Raw genomic sequence first — 22464 nt, 5'->3', positions numbered from 1 at the left:
TGTGTTTGTTTATCTATCTATTGCTTGTAAAAATGTGCTGGCAAGCGCCACTTCTTGCTGCATTTGTGCCACCGTTTTGCTATCCATATTATGATAGGACTCGACCCATTCGCGGCCATCAATGCTTTTACTACAAGGATGAAATAAAGTGTGGTTACCAAGTTCGTGTCCATTAGCTGCGATACTGCGCCATTGCTCAAGTGTGACTTGGATATTTGGATTAGATAAGGTGAGGAAAAAAGAAGCTTTAAAGCCGTGTTTATCGAGTGCAGGAATAGCATGGTTTAGTTGGCTCATTAGTCCGTCATCATAAGACAAGCTAACCGCTGCTTGATAATGTTGAGGCCAGCTAAAGCTAGCTTCATTCGCTCGGACTTGTACCTTAAAGCCTACATTGGCAATTAATATCATCAGTGCTATAAAGACTTTAATTAAAGTTATATTGCTGTGATTCATTCATCTTCCCTGTGATGTTTAGCTTACGTTTTTATGTCCCTGCTGGTTTGTCTAGTTTCTCTAATTCTAATTCTAATTCTAATTCTGGTTCTAATTCTAATTCTAATTCTGATTCAGATTGAGACTCTCAAAAGTTAACAATGTCATTATGGGCTAAGAAGCGCCAGTATAACAGGCGCATGCAGCTTAACTCATGAATAAAGCCAGTAGCTAATGCCAGTAACTAAAGTTAGTAGCTAAAGCCAGTAACTAATGCAAGTAACTAATGCCAGTAACTACAGCTCTGACTCGCCATCCATTTTTTTGAATAGCCAATCTGGAAGCTTATGCCAGCTGCCATAGTTAGGATTAGATTTCAGTACTTCTTGTTGAGACTGCCATTCAATCTCGCCTTCAGCGTTTTTGCTCACATGCCAATACAGTGTTGACTGCTGGGCAAATAAATAGTGATTTAGCTTTTCAGCAAAAGCTTCACTGTGAACGAAAAGGCCAAATTCAACGTTTAAAAAATCTGATCGCGGATCAAAGTTTGATGAGCCGACGTAAGACAGACGGTTATCTAAAATTAACGTCTTATTGTGATAATAAGTATCGCCATGATAATAGTGGTCATCGTTTTTGGCGGTGTCTTTATACTCATAAATTTCAACGCCCATATCCAACAGAGTTTTTCGATGCTCCTCGTAATAGGCTGGTATAAATAACGAGTCATTCGATGCCGATGAGTTTGTGACTAACTGCACTGCCGTGCCTTGTTCGGTTAGCTTTGATATCACACTAAACTCACCATTAGTTGGCACTATATAAGGGGTTGAAATCGTCGCTGTTTTAGCATTATTTAATTCATCTTGGATAGCAATTTCAGCCCGCTGCCTAAAATAAGGTAAACGATTATCCATTTTTTCTAGTGAATCAAATACTGGTGATACAGTCACATCAATCCACTCAGGTTGAGGCATTGTGCTAATCGTGTGTTCAATATCAGTAATAATTTCGCCATGTTTTTTACTCGCTTTATTGAAGGCTTTAGTAAAGTAGCGAATATCATTAATGTCTTTTTTGACCTTAATAAGTTCGGCAATCGGTACCACGTGCTTACTCTGCCATTGCTGTTCATAGTTAGTCGCAAAAGGGGCAATCACGTCGCCAGAAAAAAGCACATCTAAATCGTAAAAGTTAGCCGTTTTACTGTAGCCAAAGTACTCATCTCCAATATTTCTGCCGCCTAAGATCATCTGTTGATGATCCACATTAAAATATTTCTCGTGTAGGCGGTTATCTAGCGTGTCTTGATGGATTTGAAAATCAAATACACGACCTGCCCAACCCATTTTGCGTGAGTTAAAGGGATTAAATATTTTGATCTGGATATTAGGGTGCTTATCAATATCAGCTAGCCATTTCTCATTAAAAACTAATAAGTCATCTAAGGTTAATCTGACCTTCACGCCTCGCTCAGCCGCTTGGCGGACTTCATGTAGCAGAGTCAGACCTAAAGTATCGCCATTCCATGAAAAATAAGTCATGTCGATGCTGGTTGTCGCTTGCCTTGCTAGTTCAATACGGCGGGCAAACGCTTCATTAGCAGCGGGGATGATATAAGCTTTTGCTTGGTAATCACGTTTTTTAAAATTTTCCTCAAATCCTTCTGGTACGGTTGGATTCGGGGTTGCGCATCCAGTAAGCAGCAGCACGCTGCACAGCATTGCCCATAAAGAAGCATGCTTGTAGTGTTTAAATAAAGTCATTGAAAACCTCTTACCTTAGCAAGAAAAAGTCATAAAAAAGGCCAGGGAACTGGCCTTATAAAAATGTCATTAGTGCGTTTTGATATGCATGTAATTGATGCTTACATGTAACCTAAAATCAGGTTAAGGTCTTCAAGTCCTTGCAAACGACCGTTGCGCAGCTCTGGGTCAAGACCCGGTTGCTTGCTATCCCAATCTTGGATGAAGGTTTCAACGCCATCTTCATCAAATACCAGTACGCTGTCATTGTTGTATTGGTAGTCGTTAAACAGCTCATCGCTGAACCATAGTCGAGACATTCTATCCATCAATGCTTGGTCTTTAGTGCTTACTTTTACAGCAGAACCATCAAGCTTTAATGCTTTGTTAAATACAAATGGCAGTTCTGATGCGTTACAAGCGCCGCTAATACAGCTGATTGACTTGAGCACATCGCCAATATCTACCGCGCCTTCTTGGCCATCAGTGTTGTAAGTCCATACGTTAAAGCTTGCATGGTAACCAAACTGGTAGAAGGTTGCTGCTACGTTATCTTGTTGGCTATCGCGAGCCTGTTTACGTGTAGGACCTGCAAATAACACGTCATTCAACATCATTTTAAATTGCGACATGTTGGCTAACGCACCTGATAATTCACCTTCATTATTTGGGTAAAAATCAGTTAATCCCAATAGGCCGTTAGTGGTGTCACCATTACCTAAACCAAAGTAAAACTTGGTAATCGCCTCGTATGCAGTGCTCGGTAAAATATCGCCAAGCTCTACTTGCGCTTTAATATCATCAGCAGTTAATTGAGCAATTTCTTGCTCCACTAAAGCCATGTTATTTTTGTCAGCCAGCCACTCAATCATGTTTTGGTTAACATCGCCTTGCTCGATTAAATCTTGGTCATCTTCAGTCATTAAGTTAATAATGGTCGGGATTAAAAACGTTAAGCTTGGCAGCATAGCTGTGCTGTTAGCTTCATCCGTGTTTGAACCCACAACCGTTGGCACAGTAAAGTGATCAACTGCCGGCTGAGTGCGTAAATGGTGCCCTTTAATGGTCGAACCAAAAATTGGTTTTTTATATTCAATGTAAGGCGCGAAAGGCATTAAGTTTGCCAATGGCGTCGTTTCACTGGAAATTTTACTGGTCAAACAAACACCACTGCCAACTAAGTTATCTAAGTCGACACAAGATAAGCCTGTCCAATCGCCTATTCGTGAAAGTGCTGATGATGCTTTTCTTTGTACTTCCAACAATTGATCAAGCGGCAAATCTATTAAGTCAACTTGGTCTAGCTCAGGCATTTCGGCCTGGTAATCTGCTATTTTATCGGCAAAATCTTCTGCTTGGTCGTAACTGCGATAGTCGAAACCTGCTGGGTTACTTTGCATAATTGCGCGAGTAAAGTACTCGCCTGACATCGGCTCTTCAGTGTCAGTTTGCTGTAAAATGCTCACCGACATAGCACCAGCGCCTTGGCCCATTAAGGTGACATTTTCAATGTCACCGCCGAATTCAGCGATGTTTTGGTTAATCCATTTAAGCGCTGTTTTTTGATCGCCAAGACCATAGTTACCGCCCTTAGAATCTTTCAACCAGTGACTGCCTAACATGCCTAAACGGTAGTTAAAAGTGATAGCAATAAATGGGTTACCTTCAGCGGTGCCTTGAGCAACGATGGTATCGCCATGAATAAGCGGCTCAGAACCTGCGCCAGACTCGAAATCGCCACCATGAATAAATACATAGACAGGTAATGACTCGTTTTCTTCAATATCAGCTGGTCGCCAGATGTTAAGATTTAAACAATTTTCAGACTGTAATTCGTGAGTGGTTTTAAGTTGTGGACACGCAAAACCAAACTCAGTGGCATCGATTTCTGCTGCCATGTCGTTTATATCACTATGTTGAAAACGTTCGGCTGTTGCGAAAGGAATATTTTTGAAGCTTTCGATATCAGCTAAAGACGCTTCACCGTCAATTGAAGTGACTAAGTGAGATTCTTTTGTTGCCGTAATAATGCTGCTGCCGATTTCAAGGCTGACTTCTTCATCGGGTAACGGCTGAAGCTCTGGCGGTGGAGTCGGTGTAGGTGTTGTTTCTGGGCTTTCATCACTGCCACTGCAAGCGGCGAGTGTCAGTGTGATTGAGATAGCCAGCATTGTTTTATTAAATAAAGTCATGTTCAAATCCTATATGGGGCAGTGCCCTTTTTAACGCAGCCAGCAGTTCGCCTTGTTGGCTTACTGATTATTGTTTAGGTCTGTTAGCTGCGTTGTCAGTGAATGTGGGTGTATAATAATTGCTCAAGTCGTATATCTTTAATCGCTTATGTAGGATGAAATCCTCATTGAGTGTTCAGTGAAAACTCACAGCGATGCTGATTCAGCAATAACTGAGCTAGCTCGACTTGTGCATGGTTATCCAATGAATCTTTAGAAGCGGTAGCCAAAGTTAACCGTGAATGAGTTACGTGTTTCGCCTTTGTTGTAAAGCACACTGACGTTATAGTTTTTACCTATTTGCTTGTTAAAGCCTGCAAGGAAAGCCCACTTATTGAGGTCTACACCGACGTCATAGAAAAACTCTTCACCGCCGATTGTCAAACCTTCAATTGTGCCTTCCATATTAGGCTTTAAGCCTTGATACTCTGCACCAACAAAGATTTGTGCACGGTAGTCAGCTAATTGGTAACCCAACATTGGTTGAATGGTTAAGATACCGTCGCTCCACTTGTCACTGCCTTCCATTCTAGTTTTGGTGTAAGTACCTGTGACTGATGCAAAAAACTGTTTGTAACCTACAGATAAGGTGGTACCGATACCGGCTAAGTCGTAATGTAATTCTAGCGGTACCGATAATGTGCCCGAGTCACACAGGACTGATACACCTTCACATAGCGCGTTACCTAAACCTGGTAGTTTGTTGTTCAGTGCATCTTGTAATTGACGACCTATTTCACCGGTGTACTCCGCATCAACGTTGGCATCAACATTCAGTTTGCCGTAGTAACCAAACACGTTCCAAAATGGCAGGATATTCACTTCACCACGTAAAGTGAGTGTTTCTGCAGTCACTTGAGCCACTGATTTATATGGGTCGAAAAGCTCGTTCAGATTAACGCCCATAATGTCAAAGTCACTAAAGCCAAAATTCATGTCTTGGTTACGGTAAGCCATAGAAATACCGAATGGTAACGGCACATCGATACCTTGTTGACGAACCATATCGCTCATTAATGGGAATACACGATCCAGTTTCACACTTTCTTCTTTGTAGCGTGGGTCAGACACTTGAGACAAACGTGCTTCATTGAGTACAGTCGAACTCATATCTTCATTGTAAAAAGCAACGGGCTCAACTAAGGTGTTGATGCTGACTGGTTTACCTTTTTTGGTCACACCAATGGCTTCAATTTGTTTTTGTCTCATGCTGATGCTGCCATCTGCTTGAGTTTCAAAATCAATGACTTGATGGTAATCTTTAATACGGTGGCTTTGGTATGCAAAGTCACGAGTATTTTTAATGATCATTTGCACTGGTTGATTGTTTTCAACTAGCACCTTTACACGCATAAAACGGAAATAAGCAATATCTTGTGGTAAGCCAAACTTCGAGTAGTTAAAAGCAATTTCCACCTGACCGTTATCAAGCTCTGTTGCAGTTACTGAGTTCGGATCGTAACTTTGAGCATACTTACGTAAGCGGTATTCAATTTTTGTATTCGATTCAATTTCATTGATGATATCTTCATTCTCATCAAGCTTTGATGGGTCGTATTTGATTCTAAGGTCAATGTTGCCTTTCTCATCGGTATTTTGAATTAAAAACACTTCAGAGTTACGTACTTCACCATCTAATTTAATAGTACGAGCGACGTGCTCAACTAAGTGCTCGCCTTGCATAAGCGAGTTCAATCCTAATTTAGGTAAGTCATCGTTAATGCCGTATTTGGCAAAAATAGCTCTGCCAGTCAAAATTTGTTCTTGCTGTTCAACAACTTCAATTTGCGCATCTTCAGCAAATGCATGCATTGGATAATTAAGTGCCAACAAGCCTATACCAAGGGTTAATACTTGCTTTGGGAATGATGTCATCCAGTTCTTTGTAAAGCTCATGTCTAATGCTCCTATTGAACCGCAAAACTATGCGTATTCAATCGTTATTGATATCAACTAACGAACCTTGGTCAGTTGTGAACCCCATACAATTTCTGCTTAAAGTGGCGCATCTTTATGTGCTGCTCATCTTGTTACATTGTTGAAATGGCATCGGTCTTAATGTGTTGGCGAGCATTCTAGGGGCAGACATTAATTTAAGTTAATCGCGTTTGTAGGACTAAATCCTCAGTTTGTTTTTTGTACGTTATTAAGAAAGGGAAAATTAAATTGGTTGATATATCCGCTGTTTATTTTTTGAGGGTTGATAAATTCGCTGCCTGTAGAGCGAAAGAGTTCTTTGTTTTAGCAGTGAACAAAAATCAATGAGGATAAATTGAGGCTGACTGTGATAGATGAAAAGAGCTGTGACTATTAATGTGAGGATTAAGTCCTACATATGTGATTCAAGCTAAAACACTTTCGTTCTTATAATGCGCTCACTCAATCTGCAAAGATGATTCATATTTTAGTTAAACTGCTGATTTTAAATGCAGTTTATTAGGTTTACTCATAGTGGTATTTGCAGAAAAAAAATTAACTACCAAGCCGTTGGTATTGAAGCGGGCAGTTTGCATGCCTTGCCATTACGCAATGCTTATTGTGATACAGATTAGATAGAGAGCGTCCATGATGAAGATAAAGCAGAAAATGGCATTGTTAATGCTGACGATATTAATGGGTTGTAGTACGACTCATACATTAGATATTCGTGTGCCAGAAAAAGGTTATGAACAAGCAATGGTGGCTGATAACTCAGCGATTAATGCAACAGAACCATTACGATTCTGGGCTGGTGAACAAACTGATTTTTTATATTCAGAGCTAGATAAAACTACGCCATTGACTGTAGAAGGTGATGCATTAAATATTTTGGTGTTATCAGGCGGTGGAGCAAAAGGCGCGTTTGGTGCTGGGGTTGTGAATGGTTTATACGAGCGTGATGAACTTGAGCAATACACCATTGTAACAGGCGTGAGTGCAGGGGCTCTGATAGCACCATTTGCATTTTTAGGTGGGGATGAAATACCTCGCCTTAAACAAGTTATGTTGGGTATCAGTGATAAAGAAGTGATTGGTAAACGCAATTTTTTAAATACGTTATTCAAAGACGGGTTTAGCAATGGCGACAATATGCTCGAGTTTATTGCCCATGTATATAACCCAGAAATGATTGAGCAAATTGCCAAGCAACATCAAGCAGGTCGTCGACTCTTTATTGGCACCACTCAGTTTGATTCAGGTCGACTATCAATTTGGAATATCGGTCAAATTGCCAATAGTGACATAGAAAATAAGCAGGCGTTAATTCATCAAATTATTGCCGCCAGTTCTTCAATTCCTGGGGTTTTTCCGCCGCAGTTTATTCAAGTGAATTATCAAGGTGAACAGTACGAAGAATTACATGTCGATGGCGGCTTATCGGCACAAATGTTTTTTGAACCGACAAAAACTGACTATAACCAAATCTCTAAAGCCTTGGGGTTAAGTCAACAGCCTTATATTCATGTTATTCGTAACGGCATGTTTAATATGCCCTATGAAGCTACCCCTGATAAAGGTATGGCGTTATTAACTCGTAGTATTAAAAGTTTAACCGTGCTGCAAAGCCGCGGTGACTTATACAAGATGCTTTACGATAGTGAGCTTCAGCAAATCGATTTACATTTTACCTATGTTGATGATGAGTTTACCGCACCATCAAAAACAAAAGCGATGTTTGATCTTGAATACATGAAGACGCTTTATCAGTATGGCTTTGACAAGGTGGCAAATGACACCGTGTGGTCACAAGAGTTGCCATAAATAGCCTTTTGCTAGCGATGCTTTACTAAGATTAATCCAACAAAAGCTATCGCATTATTTTTAACCTATTTATTGGTTATTGGCGTTCGTTATCATGTGTTGTGGTGCCGCGAACAGCCGACTTGCCTTAAGGCGATTTTCTTAACCAGTGCATGGATGCAACACGTTAACCGGACTTTATGTCCGGTTTTTTTTATCTTTTTATGGCTAAGTGTAGGGATTCAATTGTTACTTAGTGCAAGGTTGGCAGCATCAATGCCCATTTGATAACCTGACTCTAAGATGGCTTTGTCAGTCGTTAGGCGTCCCACATTGAAGTTTGCTGGTGGCGCGATAACATTGATTTTGCAATCCAATGGAGGCGACTGAATAAAATCAATCGCGTCATTATAACTATTGGCGCGATTGACCATTGCTTTCGCTAATTGTGGATGAGCTTTTAATGCACGCTTTATTAGCCAAGGTACTTTCGGGGATTTCTTTCGGTAGCCCAGTGGCCTTGATAACACGACTGTGATTTCTTTCGCTCCCATTTCGTAGGCTTTGATCACTGGGATTGAATCAGCTATACCGCCATCTGTCATGGGGCTGCCTTGATAGGCTGGAAAATCTCTAAATGCGATAGGAACTGAGCATGATGCTTTTAAGATGTGCTCGATATTGTCGGCATGACTTTTAATATAAACCGCTTCACCATTATTAATGTCTGTAGTGACCACAAATAATGGGATTGGCTGCTGGGAGAAACGATCCATATCAAAGTGGCATTCTTGGGCAAGAATATCCCATAACCAATCAAGATCAAGCCAATGACCACCGCGAATAAAACGACTGAAATTAATAAACTCAGGCAAACAAGAGTAATGGGTAATGATGCGATAATTTCGTTGTTTTTGATTTGAAAGCCAAGAGGCAAGGTTGGTTGAACCTGCTGAGACACCAATACAAAAATCAAATGGACGATACTGCTGCTCAATAAACCTGTCTAAAACACCTGATGCAAAAATACCGCGCATAGCGCCTCCTTCAACAATTAATGCATGAGAGTCAGGAAAAACGTTATTAAGTGTTGCATCCATTGCAATGTCGTCGGGGATCATCTGTAAAATTGATAGAGAATGTTGTTGTCATCTTAATCATCGTAGAGCAAAGACTCAAGATGAAGACTCATATGGGCTAAATTGGGACGGGAAGGGAATTTTTTATGGACATATTAGTCCATAATGTTTGGTGTAAATCCCTCTGTCTAAGGTGAAGTTTATTGACTACTATTATTCCATCGAATTGCTATAGACGATTTGTTTTATACGAATTGAAATAACAGCAACATTCATCGACACAATTAATTGAAATTGCCTTATTGAGGAAGTACATCATGTCTCATCAAATCATCCAAGATCTAAACAGCCGTTACACAGCTAAAAAATATGATGCTTCAAAACGCATTTCGGCTGAGGATATGAGTGTTTTAAAAGAAGCGATACGTTTATCGGCTTCATCTATTAACTCGCAGCCTTGGAAGTTTATCGTGCTTGAAACTGACGCTGCTAAGAAACGTTTTCACGATACGTTTGCAAATATGCATCAGTTTAACCAGCCTCATGCGACTGAAGCGTCACATGTGATTTTATTTGCACATAAGCCTTATTACACTAAAGATGACTACCGCAAAGTAGTTGATGCTGAAGTTTCTTCAGGTCATTTACCCGCTGATATGTACGACAACATGCTAAACGGCGCTTTTGGTTTCGTTGATCTTAATACCGATGAAAACGGGTTTAACGGTAGCTGGACTAAAGCGCAAACTTACATTGCGATTGGTAATACTTTGCATGTACTTGCTCGCTTAGGGATCGATTCAACACCTATGGAAGGCGTTGACCCAGACTTAATTGGTGAGATTTTTAAAGAAGAATTAGGTGATTATGTTTGTCAGTTCGCATTAGCCATTGGTTACCACAAAGACGGTGAAGATTATAACAAAGGCTTACCTAAAGCACGTCTAGCTGAAGCGGATGTCATTACAGTGTTGTAATAGTGAATTAAACTAAAAAAGCTCAAGCCATTGCTTGAGCTTTTTTGTATCTAAAACTTTTTAGCTGTTGCTTATCTGGCTGAAAAACGACAGAACTACTTGTCAGTATTGGTTGAGCCAATTTTGTGCGATTAAGTTTCGCTAGTGCAAAGTATAATTTGTTTTATAAGGCTAAATACTGAATGAGTGAAATGTGAAAACGATATTGAGAAAGGTTGGGGTGCTACAAGCATCAGTTATATTTCTGATTTTACTTGTAGCAGTTTTAAGCAGGGTAACAGCGAAGTTGAACGCATCACTAATTCTGAAATTTAAAAATTAGCCTGACACAGAATATTGAACGCCCTCGATTATTTAAGAATTAACAATCAGCAGTATAAACAGTCGTTTCAGGTGGCACACTCTCACCTATTATCGTCTGTGAGTTAGTGTATTCAACGAAACATTCTCCGCCATCAACAATACTGTTATGGTTTGCAGGGTAGATACTGATGCTGTTATTTAAGAATGTGTTATCAACTACTTCCCAAGCGGTTGGATCTTCAATGCCTTCGACAAACATTGCCAATGTCTCATATTCCGCCTCCATACTGCCATAGACTAGAGTCGCTCCATCATATTGTTCACCAATCACTTCAGCATCGATAGATCTTTCATCTTCAACGCCATTAATAGCGGATTTTGAATAGACTAAACTATTGGTACTATCAATAGTCCCAGCCATAGATTCGACGGTTGACTTGTATGCATCGCCCTTTAGATCAATAAACTTTGGGGCAGCGATAACAGACAAAATGCCAAGAATAATAATCACCACGACTAATTCTATTAGCGTAAAACCTTTAGAGTCTTGCATGTGTTTACCTCCTCAATGAATTGGCCGTCATTGTGTGCTGATTTCATTGCCATTAGTTACCATTTAATGCCATAAGGATCATTTTGAACGCCCTTAAATTGATTTACTTTTAACTGAAGCCTTTGGGCAGTGTTTGTTGACCATTTTTATAGCGTTATCGACTTTTATGTAGAATAGCTACACCACAAAGTCTCTTCCTTGTATAAATTGCCAATAACTCGAAGCCAATAACTCGAAGCCAAAAACAACCTTGAAAGATAAACAGCCCCTATCCCCCAAATTGAGAGATAAAGCCCAAATTATGTTGAGCGATCGTATCTGTTACTTGTAACTTTATAGACGATCGGTCTAATATTGATTTATGACAGAATCAAAAGTAACAATTACATCAGAAGTGGCTTCAGAAGCCGTTCCAGAATTAGTACCAGAAGCTGCTTCTGAGTTAATGACTGAAACCGTGCTTCAGCAGACAGCGAAACCTCGACGCGGTAGGCCACCTAAAGCGGTTAGAGGCACACAAGATACTCGAGCTGAATTGATCAGAAGTGGCCTTGAGCAATTAACCGAGAATGGTTTTGCTTCATCGGGAATCGATCAAATCCTGAAAAAAGTCGGCGTACCGAAAGGCTCTTTCTATTACTACTTTCCAAGTAAAGAAGCATTTGGTCAGGCTGTCATTGAAAACTACGCCACTTATTTTGCGTACAATTTGGATAAGCACTTACTTGATGACAGTAACCCTGCGATAGCACGAATAGGACAATTTGTTGAAAGTGCTAAAGCTGGTATGCAGAGATATGGGTTTAAAAGAGGCTGTTTAGTAGGAAATCTAGGCCAAGAAGTGGACTTGTTACCCGACAGTTTTAGACAGCAACTGATAGATATATTTTTAGATTGGCAACAAAGGTTATCCATTTGTCTTGAGGTGGCTAAAGCTCAAGGCGAAATCGCACAAAATGCAAATTGTGAATTACTTGCTGAACAGTTTTGGGTTGGCTGGGAAGGTGCGGTAAGCCGCGCTAAGCTAGTTCAAAGCACGCAACCCTTACAGAATTACCTCGAGTTTTTTATCGCAGGATTACCGCGATAAAAATTTTTAATTATTTATAGACACTCGGTCTATATTAAGGAGACACCATGTTTAATGGTTTATTGATTGAAAAAGATGACCAAGGTTATCGCGCAGAAGTTAAAGCAATTGATGAAAGTCTGTTACCCGAAGGCGATGTTAGCGTGAAGGTGCTGTATAGCACGGTAAACTACAAAGATGCGCTGGCAATAACAGGCAAGGGACCCGTTGTTAGGCAATTCCCTATGGTGCCAGGTATCGATTTAGTCGGGGTTGTTGAACAATCAGATAGTGAAAAATTTCAAGTTGGCGACAAAGTATTGCTTAACGGCTTTGGCGTGGGTGAGGTTCATTGTGGCGGCCTAGCTGAACAAGCACGCTTGAAAAGTGAATGGCTTATTCCGCTGCCTAAAGCTTTTAGTCCTCGCCAAGCAATGGCCATTGGTACTGCGGGTTATACTGCGATGTTATGTGTTATCGCCCTTGAAAAAAATGGCGTAACACCTGATAAAGGCGAAGTTTTAGTTACTGGTGCTAATGGTGGTGTAGGCAGTTTTGCTATCGCTATTCTGGCCAAACTTGGCTACAAAGTGGTGGCGTCAACGGGACGTGCAGATCAAGCTGCCTATCTTGAAAAGTTAGGTGCCAGCGAAATCATTGACCGCAATACGTTATCGGAGGCTGGCCGTCCATTAGCTCGTGAGCGCTGGGCTGGTGCGATTGATTCTGTCGGCAGCCATACTTTAGCTAATATCTGTGCCAGCACAAAATATGGCGGCACTGTGGCGGCATGTGGTTTAGCGCAAGGAATGGATTTCCCATCGTCTGTGATGCCGTTTATTTTACGCGGTGTCACTCTTGCTGGTATCGATAGTGTAATGCGTCCTCTTGCTGATAGGCTTGAAGCGTGGCAACGTTTAGCGGATATTGTTGAGCCTGAAATGTTTGATGAAATCTCAGCTGATATCAGCTTAGATGAAGTGATTAACACAGCAAACGACTTGATTGCTGGTAAGGTTCGTGGCCGCGTTGTGGTTAATCTAGCGCAATAAATCCAGACTTAATATCGCCTAATGATCTAATAAAAAAGCCAGTCATGTGACTGGCTTTTTGTGTGAGTCCAAAATGAGAACTCACGTTTGAATGGTTAACTCATTACCAGATGCGAACACGTTCATCTTCAGGTAAGTAAAGCTTATCGCCAGGCTTAACATCAAATGCTTTGTACCAAGCATCGTGGTTTCGTGGCGCTAGCGCACGGTAACGACCTGGAGCATGAGTACCCGCACGAAGCTGACTCAACATGCTTTGCTCAGTACGTTTTTCTTTCCATACTTGTGCCCAAGCTAAGAAGAAACGTTGGTCGCCTGTTAGGCCATCAATGATTGGGGCTTCTTTACCATTTAAGCTCAGTTGATATGCATGGTATGCCATGGCTAAACCACCCACATCACCAATGTTTTCTCCTAAGCTGTTACGGCCATTAACGAAGTTATCAGGGATAGGCTCGTATTGACTGTATTGTGCTGCAAGCATGTCGGCCTTAGCTTCGAATGCCGCGCGATCGCTATCAGTCCACCAGTTACGTTGAATACCGTTGGCATCAGACTTAGAGCCTTGGTCATCAAATCCGTGACCCATTTCATGACCAATAACCGCGCCAATTCCGCCATAGTTTACCGCTGGATCAGCATTAGGATCGAAAAACGGAGGCTGTAAAATCGCAGCTGGGAACACAATCTCGTTAAATGAGCTGTTGTAGTAGGCATTAACAAATTGTGGTGTCATTCCCCAACGGTTACGGTCGGTTTTCTTCAGTTCTTTTGCCACACTATCAGCGTGGAAGTATTGGCGAAGGTTTTGAATATTACCTAACAAGTCTTTGTTAGTCAGAGCCAACCCATCAAACTCTTGCCACACATCTGGGTAACCAATTTTAGGCGTAAATGCTGCTAATTTAGCGTGAGCATTCACTTTGGTCTCATCACCCATCCAGTCTAAGCCATCAATACGTTGGCCTAATGCTGTGCGTAGGTTCTCAACAAGTTCAGCCATTTGCTGTTTTGAAGACTCTGGGAAATAACGCGCTACATAGACTTTAGCTATAGCAAAACCGAGCGACTGAGTACCAGACATTTCAGCGACAGCGCGCTTCCAACGTGGCTTAGGTTCTTCTTGTCCGCTAAGTTCTTTACCGTAAAACGCAAAGCTTGCGTTGTAAATATCTTCTGATAATAGGCCAGCGTTATTACTCACGGTATGGAAGGTAAGGTAGTCTTGCCATACGTTCAACGGCTCGTTATTTACCAGCTCAATCATCGCCTTGATTGGCTCAGGTTGAGAAACGTTCAGTTGCGGGATTTGATAACCCGATTGTTCAAAGAATAAATCCCAGTTGAAGTTAGGGTACTCATTGTTTAAGTCGGCGCGTTTAACCTGATTCAGGGTTAAGTCACGGTTACGGCGTTTTTCACGTGGCCACTGACCTTCTGCAATCTTTGTCTCTAGGGCAAGGATAGCTTCAGCGCGAGCTTGGCCATCTTTAATGCCTGCAAAAGCAAGCATTTCAGCAATGTGGCTGACATAAGCTGTGCGAATTTTAACAAAACGTTCGCTGTCTTCTAGGTAGTAAGAGCGATCAGGTAACCCCAAACCGCCAGCACCAATAGACAATTCATATTGGTTTGGATCTAAACGGTTAAACCACATGCCGCCATAAATAGGTGATTCAGCATCGGTGAGCCAAGCATTACCGAATACCTTAGTTAAATCATCGGTATTTTTAACGGCAGTAATGCTATCTAAAGTGCCTTGAATCGGTGTGATACCTAATTTATTGATGGTATCAGTGTCCATGTAAGACTGATAAAAATCAGCGATTAATTGCTCTTCAGCATTAAGGTCACTGCGGCTGCTAATGTCATCAATGATTTCTTTAACTTGTTTTTCGCTGCGCTCGCCAAGGGCGGTAAATGCGCCATAGCGAGTTTTGTCAGCAGGCATTTCAAAGTTGTCATACCAAGTACCACTGGCATACATAAAGAAATCATCGCCAGGCTTTACTGCTTCATTTCGGGCGGTTAAATCTACGCCGAAATCACCTAACTCAGCATGGGTTGATGTCACTTTTGCTGCTGGTGCTTCAGCTTTAGTGGTGTCATTAACTTTGACATCTGAACTGCCACAAGCACTCAAAAAGGTTGAGGCTAACGCAATTGCGAGTAATGTTTTTTTCATTGTGGTCTGCTTCCTTACAAAAAATGAGGCTCATTTTTGTTTTTATAATTTTATGTTTTTTATCTGATTAATCTTTAGCTATACAGCCTAATATCAAGATTGAATACCGCCACCATAGTCTAAGACTGAGTGAAAATGTCAATCTTATAATTGTTAGCAAATCTTGATACATACGTTGTGAATTAGGTATTAACCCAAACTGAATCAATAAAGCCTGAAAATTCGATGCAGGTGTAAGTGTTTAGTGCTCAGTATGATGTTGGTGTGCAAGCGCTTTCTTTGTTTTCAAGTTGTTAAATTTACGTTTCAGGTTTGTTTTATTTGGGGTTTTCTAAGCTAAATGTAACAAAATATTTGTCTATCCTTGTTTTTCGAGACTAGAGGTTAAAGAGCAACGTGAGTTGTATCACTTCTAAATCACACAAGGAATGTCTATGACGCCACAATATAGTGCTAATCACTCAATGTCTGAAAATAATGCCAATATATTCAGTGAATTTAAGTCTTTAAATGAAAAACAGATTAATTATCCTCAATTGATAACCCAAGTGGGTATTTTGCTCATGGGAGGGCTAATCACTTTGGGATTATTTGTGTTTATGGCTCAACTGGTTAAAAGTGATGCCGTGTTTGTTGATAACATCGCTCCTACGCCAGTGATTAATTATGTTCAAAGACCAGAGGAACCGATAAAGCCGATTAAAAAAATCAGGAGTCAGCCTGAAAAAATACCACCACTAGTGCAGCGCGATAGCATAGCGACAGACAGCACTAGCGGTACTGACTCTTTTAAGGATATTGCCCCTGATATGACGGCGCCGACTCAAGAGAAGTTTGTTCCTGGATTTAATAATGGTGATGCAATGCCTGTAGTACAGGTGTCGCCACAATATCCAATGGTAGCTGCGCGAGATGGCAAAGAAGGGTATGTGATTGTGATGTTTGATATTAGTGCTAGTGGCGTTGTAACCAATGCACAAGTGGTTGAAGCTGAACCTAAGCGCACCTTTAATCGTGCAGCATTACAGGCTATCAATAATTGGAAATACAAACCTAAAACCATCGATGGCGTCAGTGTGGTACAAAGAAACCAGCAAGTCAGGTTAGATTTCAGTATCGACAAGTAAGTTAAGCTTTTTTGGAACTAAATCAGAGCCTAAGATTAGGCTCTGATTTTTTAATACCTATCAGGCTATTTGCGCTGGGAAGGCGGTAAATTATGTTGAATCCAATCAAGAGTATAAGCAATGAAGCAAGCAAGTCTTGCTGACTGATGGATAAGCTGCGGATGAACTAGGTATGTAGTTGATGATAAGGTTGGCTCCTGCTGGAGTAACGGCCTTAATTGCCCTGATGTAAGTTCGCGGTCCACCAAATATTCCGGAACCAAAATAATCCCTTCTCCCGCTAAGGCGAGCTCTTTTAGCATGTGATTATCATTGACACTCAACTGGCTATCCACTCTCGTTGATTCTTGGCCTATTTGCCAAACACTTTCATCAGCAGCGGTTAAGCACTGATGCTGGTTTAAGTCTGCAATCGAGTTAGGTAAACCGTATTGATGAATATAGGCTGGTGATGCGCAGCATACGTGCTGATAAGAGAATAGTTTTTTAGCCACCATATTTTGTGGCGGCGTTTTAGTGGCTCTAATAGCAAGATCAAAGTCATTTTTAGTCAAATCATGGGTGGTATAACTGCTGTCTAGGGTAAACTCAATGTCAGGATATTCCTGTTTAAAATCTCGGCAGATATTAAGTAAGTATCGTTGAGTAAATTGACTTGGGGCAGTAATTCGAATTCTACCTGCAATGTTGTCATTATCGTGGCGAATTTGTCTATCAAGCGTCAACAAAGACTGCTTAACCTGACCCATACTGGTTAGAATTAGCTCCCCCTGAGGGGTGAGTTTCACGCTACGGGTACTGCGAATAAGCAGCGGTCTACCAAACTCTTTTTCTAATTGACGTATTTGTTCTGAAAGATAACCACGAGATATGCCTAGGGTTGCCGCAGCTTCAGTAAAGCTGAGTTGTTTTGCCACTTCGCTAAATAGAAATAATCGCTCAAATTTTTTGTGTTCTCGACTCACGGGTTTTCCCTACCTAATTGGTCATTTTCAGTTCAGCAGTATGAATAAGTTAACCTGTCTTAATTGAGATGTCCCTCATTATTTGTTCTGTTTAAGTGCACTTGTGGTTTCATTGATAGCTATATCAAACAATGATTTTGGTTAATTGGGTTCCTCATTAGTAGGCAATATTGAGATTATGACTTATCTCCTTATTGAAACAGTGAAGTACTAGATAATGAAACCTGCCAGTATTACCTCAAGAATTTTGCCTTTAACTGAACATCTAAATGGCGTTAGCGATCTGGTTTATGGCTGTATGGGCTTAGGTGGTGGCTGGAATAATAATCCTATAAGCGCTATTGAACTTGCCCAAGCCCACGATGTGGTGGATGCGGCATTAGCTCAGGGGATTAATTACTTTGATCATGCCGATATTTATACCTTTGGCAAAGCCGAGCAGGTGTTTGGTCAAGTGCTTGGGGCAAGACCTAAGCTACGTGAGCAAATGTTTATTCAAACCAAGTGCGGTATTCGTTTACAAGATGAGCTGGGACCCAAACGCTATGACTTATCAGCGCAATGGATAAACCACAGTGTCGATAATAGTTTAAAGCAGCTGCAAACAGACTACCTTGATGTACTGGTGCTCCATCGTCCCGATCCCTTAATGCAAGCCGCTGAAATTGCCGAGACTTACCATCGCTTGCGTGATGCAGGAAAAGTGCGATTTTTAGGTGTGTCTAACATGCAACAACACCAAATCAATGCCATTCAACAAGTGCTTGATACGCCATTGGTCGTTAATCAAGTTGAGCTGAGTTTGCATAAGCAAGACTGGATAGATGAGACCGTTTATGCAGGAAACCAAGCTGGCGCAGCCATTAATTTTACCCCAGGAATGCTGGAGTACTGTCAGCAGCAAAAGCTTCAAGTTCAGTCCTGGGGCAGCTTATGTCAGGGACTGTATTCTGGTGTTACAGATACAAGTGCAGCTTTTAATACAGAGACGGAGTTGAGTGATAAGACTTCGGCTGTTCAGCAAACCAGCATGTTAGTGAGTCAGCTTGCTAGTGAATATGGTGTTAGTAAAGAAGCGATTATTCTTGCGTGGTTAATGCAGCATCCTGCCAAGGTACAACCTGTAATAGGGACTACCAATTTGCAACGAATAGCAGCCTGTAAGCAAGCTGTAGGGTTAACACTCGCCCGTGAGCATTGGTACGCTTTATACGTTAGTGCGAAAGGTGAAGAGTTGCCTTAGTCTCTGGGCAAATCGTTATCGGACTTATTGTTTTGAGCTTAAGTTTCGAGCTTAAGTTTTTGAGCTTAATTGTTATTGATTAACTCGTCGTAAGTTTATGAATTATCTTAATTAATGGAACATGAAGGTGTTATGAAACGCATATTATTAACCACATCTGCAGCATTTATTGGTGCTAGTTTGATGCTATCTGGCTGTCAAACCAATGACAAGGCGGCTGTTAAATCGGCCTCTTCTCAACTGCTTTCAAATACACCTAACGAAACAGCTCTATATCAGGACTATCTTAACCGCGATATTCGAGACGACATATTCTATTTTGTTCTGCCAGATCGCTTTAATAATGGCAATACAGCTAATGATAATGGCGCGATCTCAGGGATATCCCATGGTGGTTTAGATAAGGCATCGGAACGTGGTTTTCATGGCGGTGATATTAAGGGAATCGAGCAAAAGTTAGATTACTTACAAAAGCTTGGCATTACCGCAATTTGGATGACACCCTTACTCCGTAATCAAGCGATTCAGAAAGACGGGATTGCTCACCATGGGTATTGGATTGTCGACTTTAGTGAAATCGATCCACACTTTGGCTCTAATGATGAGTTGAAGCAGTTAATTGATGCGGCCCATCAACGTGGGATGAAAGTCTTCTTTGATATTATTACTAACCATACCGCTGATATCATTCGTTACAAAGAGTGCCATCAAGATAATGGCCAATATCAACAAGGCTTAACTCGATGTCAGTATAAGGCGTTAAACACACCTGAAAGCGAGCGTTATTCGCCATTTATTTTAACCCAAGATGTTGCTGTTAAAGTGCCACACTGGCTGAACGATCCTCAGTATTATCACAATCAAGGTGACAGTACATTTGAGGGGGAGAGTTCGTTAAATGGTGATTTTAATGGCTTGGATGATTTAGATACTCAGCACCCACAAGTGTTGAGCGGCATGATTGAGATTTATCAAAAACTAATCGCTGAGTTTAAACCTGACGGGTTTCGCATCGATACCGTGCGTCATGTGGATTTATCTTTTTGGCAAAGCTTTAGCCCAGCCATCGTCGATTTTGCGAAACAGCAAGGTATACCTAACTTTCATGTATTTGGCGAAGTATATGACACTAACCCACATAACTTAAGTGTGTTCACTACCGAGGGCAAACTTCCGTCGGTATTGGATTTTGCTTTTCAGGATGTTGCCGCCAATATTTTTTATCGCGGTAAAAGCCCGCTATTAGCTAAACAGCTATTTGAACAAGATGTCTTGTATCAAGATGAAGATAGCCAAGCAGATTTATTGATGACGTTTTTAAGTAACCATGACATGGGCAGGGCGGGTTACTTTATTAATGAGGCAGACGCTAACTCGGACTTTGCTGCAAAAGGGATGCAAACGGATGCTGAAAAATTACAGCGCAGTATTTTATCCCATGCGTTTATGTTTTTGTCTCGCGGGATCCCTGTGGTGTACTACGGAGATGAGCAAGGCTTTACTGGTGATGGTAATGACATTCGTGCCCGAGAAGATATGTTTGCTTCTCAAGTCCCAAGCTATAACGACAATGACTTGATAGGCACAGATGCCACTACAGCTGATGACAACTTTGACAGCTCTCATCCCTTGTTTATCGCTATCTCAGCACTGAGTGAACTGCGTAAAACGAGTCGGGTATTACGACGAGGAGAGTATCAAGCGCGATTTTATCAAGCTGATTCAACCGCTGAAAATGCAGCTATGTTTGCTTTTTCTCGCATTGATAGAGAAACCGGCGAAGAGTGGCTAATGGTGTTCAATTCAGGTACTCAAACGGCTCAAATTACGATACCGATGAATGTTTCAAGCGCCGCTGCTGTCGTGGATACACAGGCAGGTATTCAATCAAGCAACATAGCGGTGGCAGACAAGCAAGTTTCTGTTTCATTGCCAGGGTTAAGTTACGGGGTTTATCAAATTACTCCCACATCTTGAACAATTCTTAACATAGAAAAGTTTTAGGAGCTCCCCCCCTTTAGCTAGCTCCTTGCCACTGCATTGATGCTGATGCCAGTGGTACTTTATATCATTTAGGGTTCATTAAGCTCAGCGTTGGAAAGCCTGCTGAGCTTAATGATGCATGGAAAGCGTTGTGGGAGATGAACGCCTATGCAAGGTAGATGGAAATAGTTAGCAAGTGGCTCATTGTAAGTAACTCATTGTAATGAACTAATACTAGAAACTAACTTTAAGAAACTATTTATAAGCAACTATCTATAAGAAATTAAGCAAAAAAATCATCACCACCCATTGCGCGTTTAAGTTGCTGCGCCTCAAGATAATCTTCAAGGCGTCTTTTCACCTCGCGTCTGTGTTGGATGTCTTCTTTTGCTTTTTGGTTAGAAGGTTTTTCAAACGCTTCAACTTCAGCGTCCGTAATAACAAGATCAATAATTTCAGCCATAAAATATCCTCATTACCGAGTCGTCATTTCTTGTTTTAGCGACACCTTATATGCAGTTAATAAATAATATGCAGTTAATAATATGCCGTTAATATTGCTTAAGAAATACTATCGATATCAAACATAGAGACCAAACTACAAGCACTTAGTATTGGTAAAAATAAACACTATATTAGTGTGTGCTTAAGCTGGAATTTATCAGGAGTTGAAAATTAAAAATGCGATCCGCATAACAGTTTCATTTTAAAGTTTCAAAACAAGATATGCGTCATATTTTTAGTAACATAGCTCAATATCAATAAGGTTAATTACTGGTTTATCTCGGCTTAAACATCCTTGGGATTAAGTTTGTTTTGCGATTTATATTTAATCTTTTATATAGATTTTATTGATAATCAATGATTACACTAGGTTATTACTTCCATCTTGAGCCCAAAATGATCATTGAACACTTAAAGCTATTTGTCCGTGTTGCGGCGACCAACAATATTAGCCAAGCAGGTAAAGAGTTAAACCTTTCACCAGCTGTGGCAAGCGCCCATATTAATAAGCTAGAAGACAGCTTAGGTGTCAGGCTTATCCATAGAACCACACGAAAGGTGTCTTTAACCGAGGAGGGGCAAGACTTTCTGCCCCATGCTGAAGAAGTGATTGCTAGCTTTGAAGCGGCTAAAGCCTCAGTGGGGGCTGGTAGTATTACTCCAAGAGGCACCTTAAGAGTTAACGCGCCTGCATCATTTGGCAGAATGCATTTAATGCCAGCATTGAAAGGCTTTGTAAAACAGTATCCAGACTTAACCGTTGATCTTCGGCTAAGTGACTCGATTTTAGACTTAGTCGAAGGTGGGTTTGATATTGCTATTCGTGATGCATCGCTAAATGATTCAAGTTTAGTCGCAAGGAAGTTAGCTGTAGATAAGCGTATCATTTGTGCTTCTCCCGAGTACCTTGCTGAGTTTGGCGAGCCTAAAACACCAGAAGAATTGAATGAGCATTCATGCGTTAATCTTATTGGTATCGATACTTGGGTGTTTAACTCAACCAATGGACAAATCAGCATTAAACCTACAGGCAATATTAGGGCTGATAACGGTGAGGCTGTGCGAGATGCTTGTGCTAATGGTATTGGGATTACAATGAGCTCAACCTGGTGCGTGCATCAGCATATTGAGCAAGGCAAACTGGTACAAATTTTAAAAGACTACCCGCTAATCTCTAATACGGCAATTTGGGCAGTTTACCCAAGCTCTCGTTTATTGGCCCCAAAAGTCAGAGCCTTTATTGATTACTTTGCTGATAAGTTTGGTGATCAACCCAACTGGGAATAAGGT

Annotated in this window: 17 protein-coding genes; 8 read left to right on the top strand and 9 right to left on the bottom strand. The window is 41.0% G+C overall.

The genetic code is table 11. The features are described from left to right. Positions 1-9: 9 nt before the first annotated feature. The 4 genes from FNZ24_RS00260 to FNZ24_RS00245 form a co-directional block, all read right to left on the bottom strand. Entirely contained in the window at positions 10-456 is a 447-nt protein-coding gene (locus tag FNZ24_RS00260) for a polysaccharide deacetylase family protein (RefSeq protein WP_153912353.1), read from the bottom strand. Between the two features lie 275 nt (positions 457-731). Beyond that, complete coding sequence (locus FNZ24_RS00255) at positions 732-2204, bottom strand: phospholipase D family protein (RefSeq protein WP_153912351.1); 1473 nt, start codon at positions 2202-2204, stop codon at positions 732-734. Between the two features lie 101 nt (positions 2205-2305). After that, complete coding sequence (locus tag FNZ24_RS00250; RefSeq protein WP_153912349.1) at positions 2306-4375, bottom strand: carboxylesterase family protein; 2070 nt, start codon at positions 4373-4375, stop codon at positions 2306-2308. Positions 4376-4627: 252 nt separating this feature from the next. After that, positions 4628-6310: a hypothetical protein gene (locus FNZ24_RS00245; protein ID WP_228768313.1), complete on the bottom strand. Its 1683-nt coding sequence runs from the start codon at positions 6308-6310 to the stop codon at positions 4628-4630. 669 nt (positions 6311-6979) lie between these two features. On the opposite strand from FNZ24_RS00245, the gene FNZ24_RS00240 reads away from it, so the two are divergent. Next, a complete protein-coding gene (locus FNZ24_RS00240; protein ID WP_153912347.1) occupies positions 6980-8155 on the top strand; it encodes a patatin-like phospholipase family protein in 1176 nt (391 codons plus the stop codon). A 221-nt stretch (positions 8156-8376) separates the two neighbouring features. Here the strand turns inward: FNZ24_RS00240 and FNZ24_RS00235 are convergent, their stop codons facing one another. Further along, positions 8377-9234, bottom strand: coding sequence for a patatin-like phospholipase family protein (locus FNZ24_RS00235; RefSeq protein WP_153912345.1), 858 nt, complete (start codon positions 9232-9234; stop codon positions 8377-8379). Positions 9235-9530: 296 nt separating this feature from the next. Here FNZ24_RS00235 and FNZ24_RS00230 point away from each other — a divergent pair, with 296 nt between their 5' ends. Continuing rightward, positions 9531-10190, top strand: a complete 660-nt coding sequence (locus tag FNZ24_RS00230) for a nitroreductase family protein (RefSeq protein ID WP_153912343.1) — start codon at positions 9531-9533, stop codon at positions 10188-10190. A gap of 361 nt (positions 10191-10551) precedes the next feature. On the opposite strand, the gene FNZ24_RS21855 is transcribed toward FNZ24_RS00230, so the two are convergent. Continuing rightward, positions 10552-11046 (bottom strand): type II secretion system protein, encoded by a 495-nt coding sequence (locus FNZ24_RS21855; RefSeq protein ID WP_153912342.1) that lies wholly within the window; start codon positions 11044-11046, stop codon positions 10552-10554. A 445-nt stretch (positions 11047-11491) separates the two neighbouring features. Between FNZ24_RS21855 and FNZ24_RS00220 the strand changes: the two genes are divergently transcribed. Both FNZ24_RS00220 and FNZ24_RS00215 read left to right on the top strand, forming a co-directional pair. Then, entirely contained in the window at positions 11492-12136 is a 645-nt protein-coding gene (locus tag FNZ24_RS00220) for a TetR/AcrR family transcriptional regulator (RefSeq protein WP_153912511.1), read from the top strand. A gap of 47 nt (positions 12137-12183) precedes the next feature. Beyond that, entirely contained in the window at positions 12184-13167 is a 984-nt protein-coding gene (locus FNZ24_RS00215; protein WP_153912340.1) for an MDR family oxidoreductase, read from the top strand. Positions 13168-13270: 103 nt separating this feature from the next. On the opposite strand, the gene FNZ24_RS00210 is transcribed toward FNZ24_RS00215, so the two are convergent. After that, the gene (locus FNZ24_RS00210) at positions 13271-15352 is read right to left on the bottom strand and encodes a M13 family metallopeptidase (protein WP_153912338.1); all 2082 of its coding nucleotides are present in this window, start codon (positions 15350-15352) and stop codon (positions 13271-13273) included. Between the two features lie 434 nt (positions 15353-15786). Between FNZ24_RS00210 and FNZ24_RS00205 the strand changes: the two genes are divergently transcribed. Then, positions 15787-16479 (top strand): energy transducer TonB, encoded by a 693-nt coding sequence (locus FNZ24_RS00205; protein WP_194944958.1) that lies wholly within the window; start codon positions 15787-15789, stop codon positions 16477-16479. Between the two features lie 65 nt (positions 16480-16544). On the opposite strand, the gene FNZ24_RS00200 is transcribed toward FNZ24_RS00205, so the two are convergent. Beyond that, positions 16545-17444: a LysR family transcriptional regulator gene (locus FNZ24_RS00200; RefSeq protein WP_153912334.1), complete on the bottom strand. Its 900-nt coding sequence runs from the start codon at positions 17442-17444 to the stop codon at positions 16545-16547. 217 nt (positions 17445-17661) lie between these two features. Between FNZ24_RS00200 and FNZ24_RS00195 the strand changes: the two genes are divergently transcribed. Both FNZ24_RS00195 and FNZ24_RS00190 read left to right on the top strand, forming a co-directional pair. Continuing rightward, positions 17662-18687 (top strand): aldo/keto reductase, encoded by a 1026-nt coding sequence (locus FNZ24_RS00195; protein WP_153912331.1) that lies wholly within the window; start codon positions 17662-17664, stop codon positions 18685-18687. Positions 18688-18819: 132 nt separating this feature from the next. Next, entirely contained in the window at positions 18820-20664 is a 1845-nt protein-coding gene (locus FNZ24_RS00190; RefSeq protein WP_153912329.1) for an alpha-amylase family glycosyl hydrolase, read from the top strand. A 289-nt stretch (positions 20665-20953) separates the two neighbouring features. Here the strand turns inward: FNZ24_RS00190 and FNZ24_RS00185 are convergent, their stop codons facing one another. Next, complete coding sequence (locus tag FNZ24_RS00185; protein ID WP_153912327.1) at positions 20954-21133, bottom strand: PA3496 family putative envelope integrity protein; 180 nt, start codon at positions 21131-21133, stop codon at positions 20954-20956. 437 nt (positions 21134-21570) lie between these two features. On the opposite strand from FNZ24_RS00185, the gene FNZ24_RS00180 reads away from it, so the two are divergent. Then, the gene (locus tag FNZ24_RS00180; protein WP_153912510.1) at positions 21571-22461 is read left to right on the top strand and encodes a LysR family transcriptional regulator; all 891 of its coding nucleotides are present in this window, start codon (positions 21571-21573) and stop codon (positions 22459-22461) included. The last annotated feature ends 3 nt before the right edge of the window (positions 22462-22464 follow it).

The sequence above is a fragment of the Shewanella sp. TC10 genome (assembly GCF_009663145.1).
Lineage (GTDB): Bacteria > Pseudomonadota > Gammaproteobacteria > Enterobacterales > Shewanellaceae > Shewanella.
This window is presented reverse-complemented; position numbering and strand designations above follow the sequence as displayed.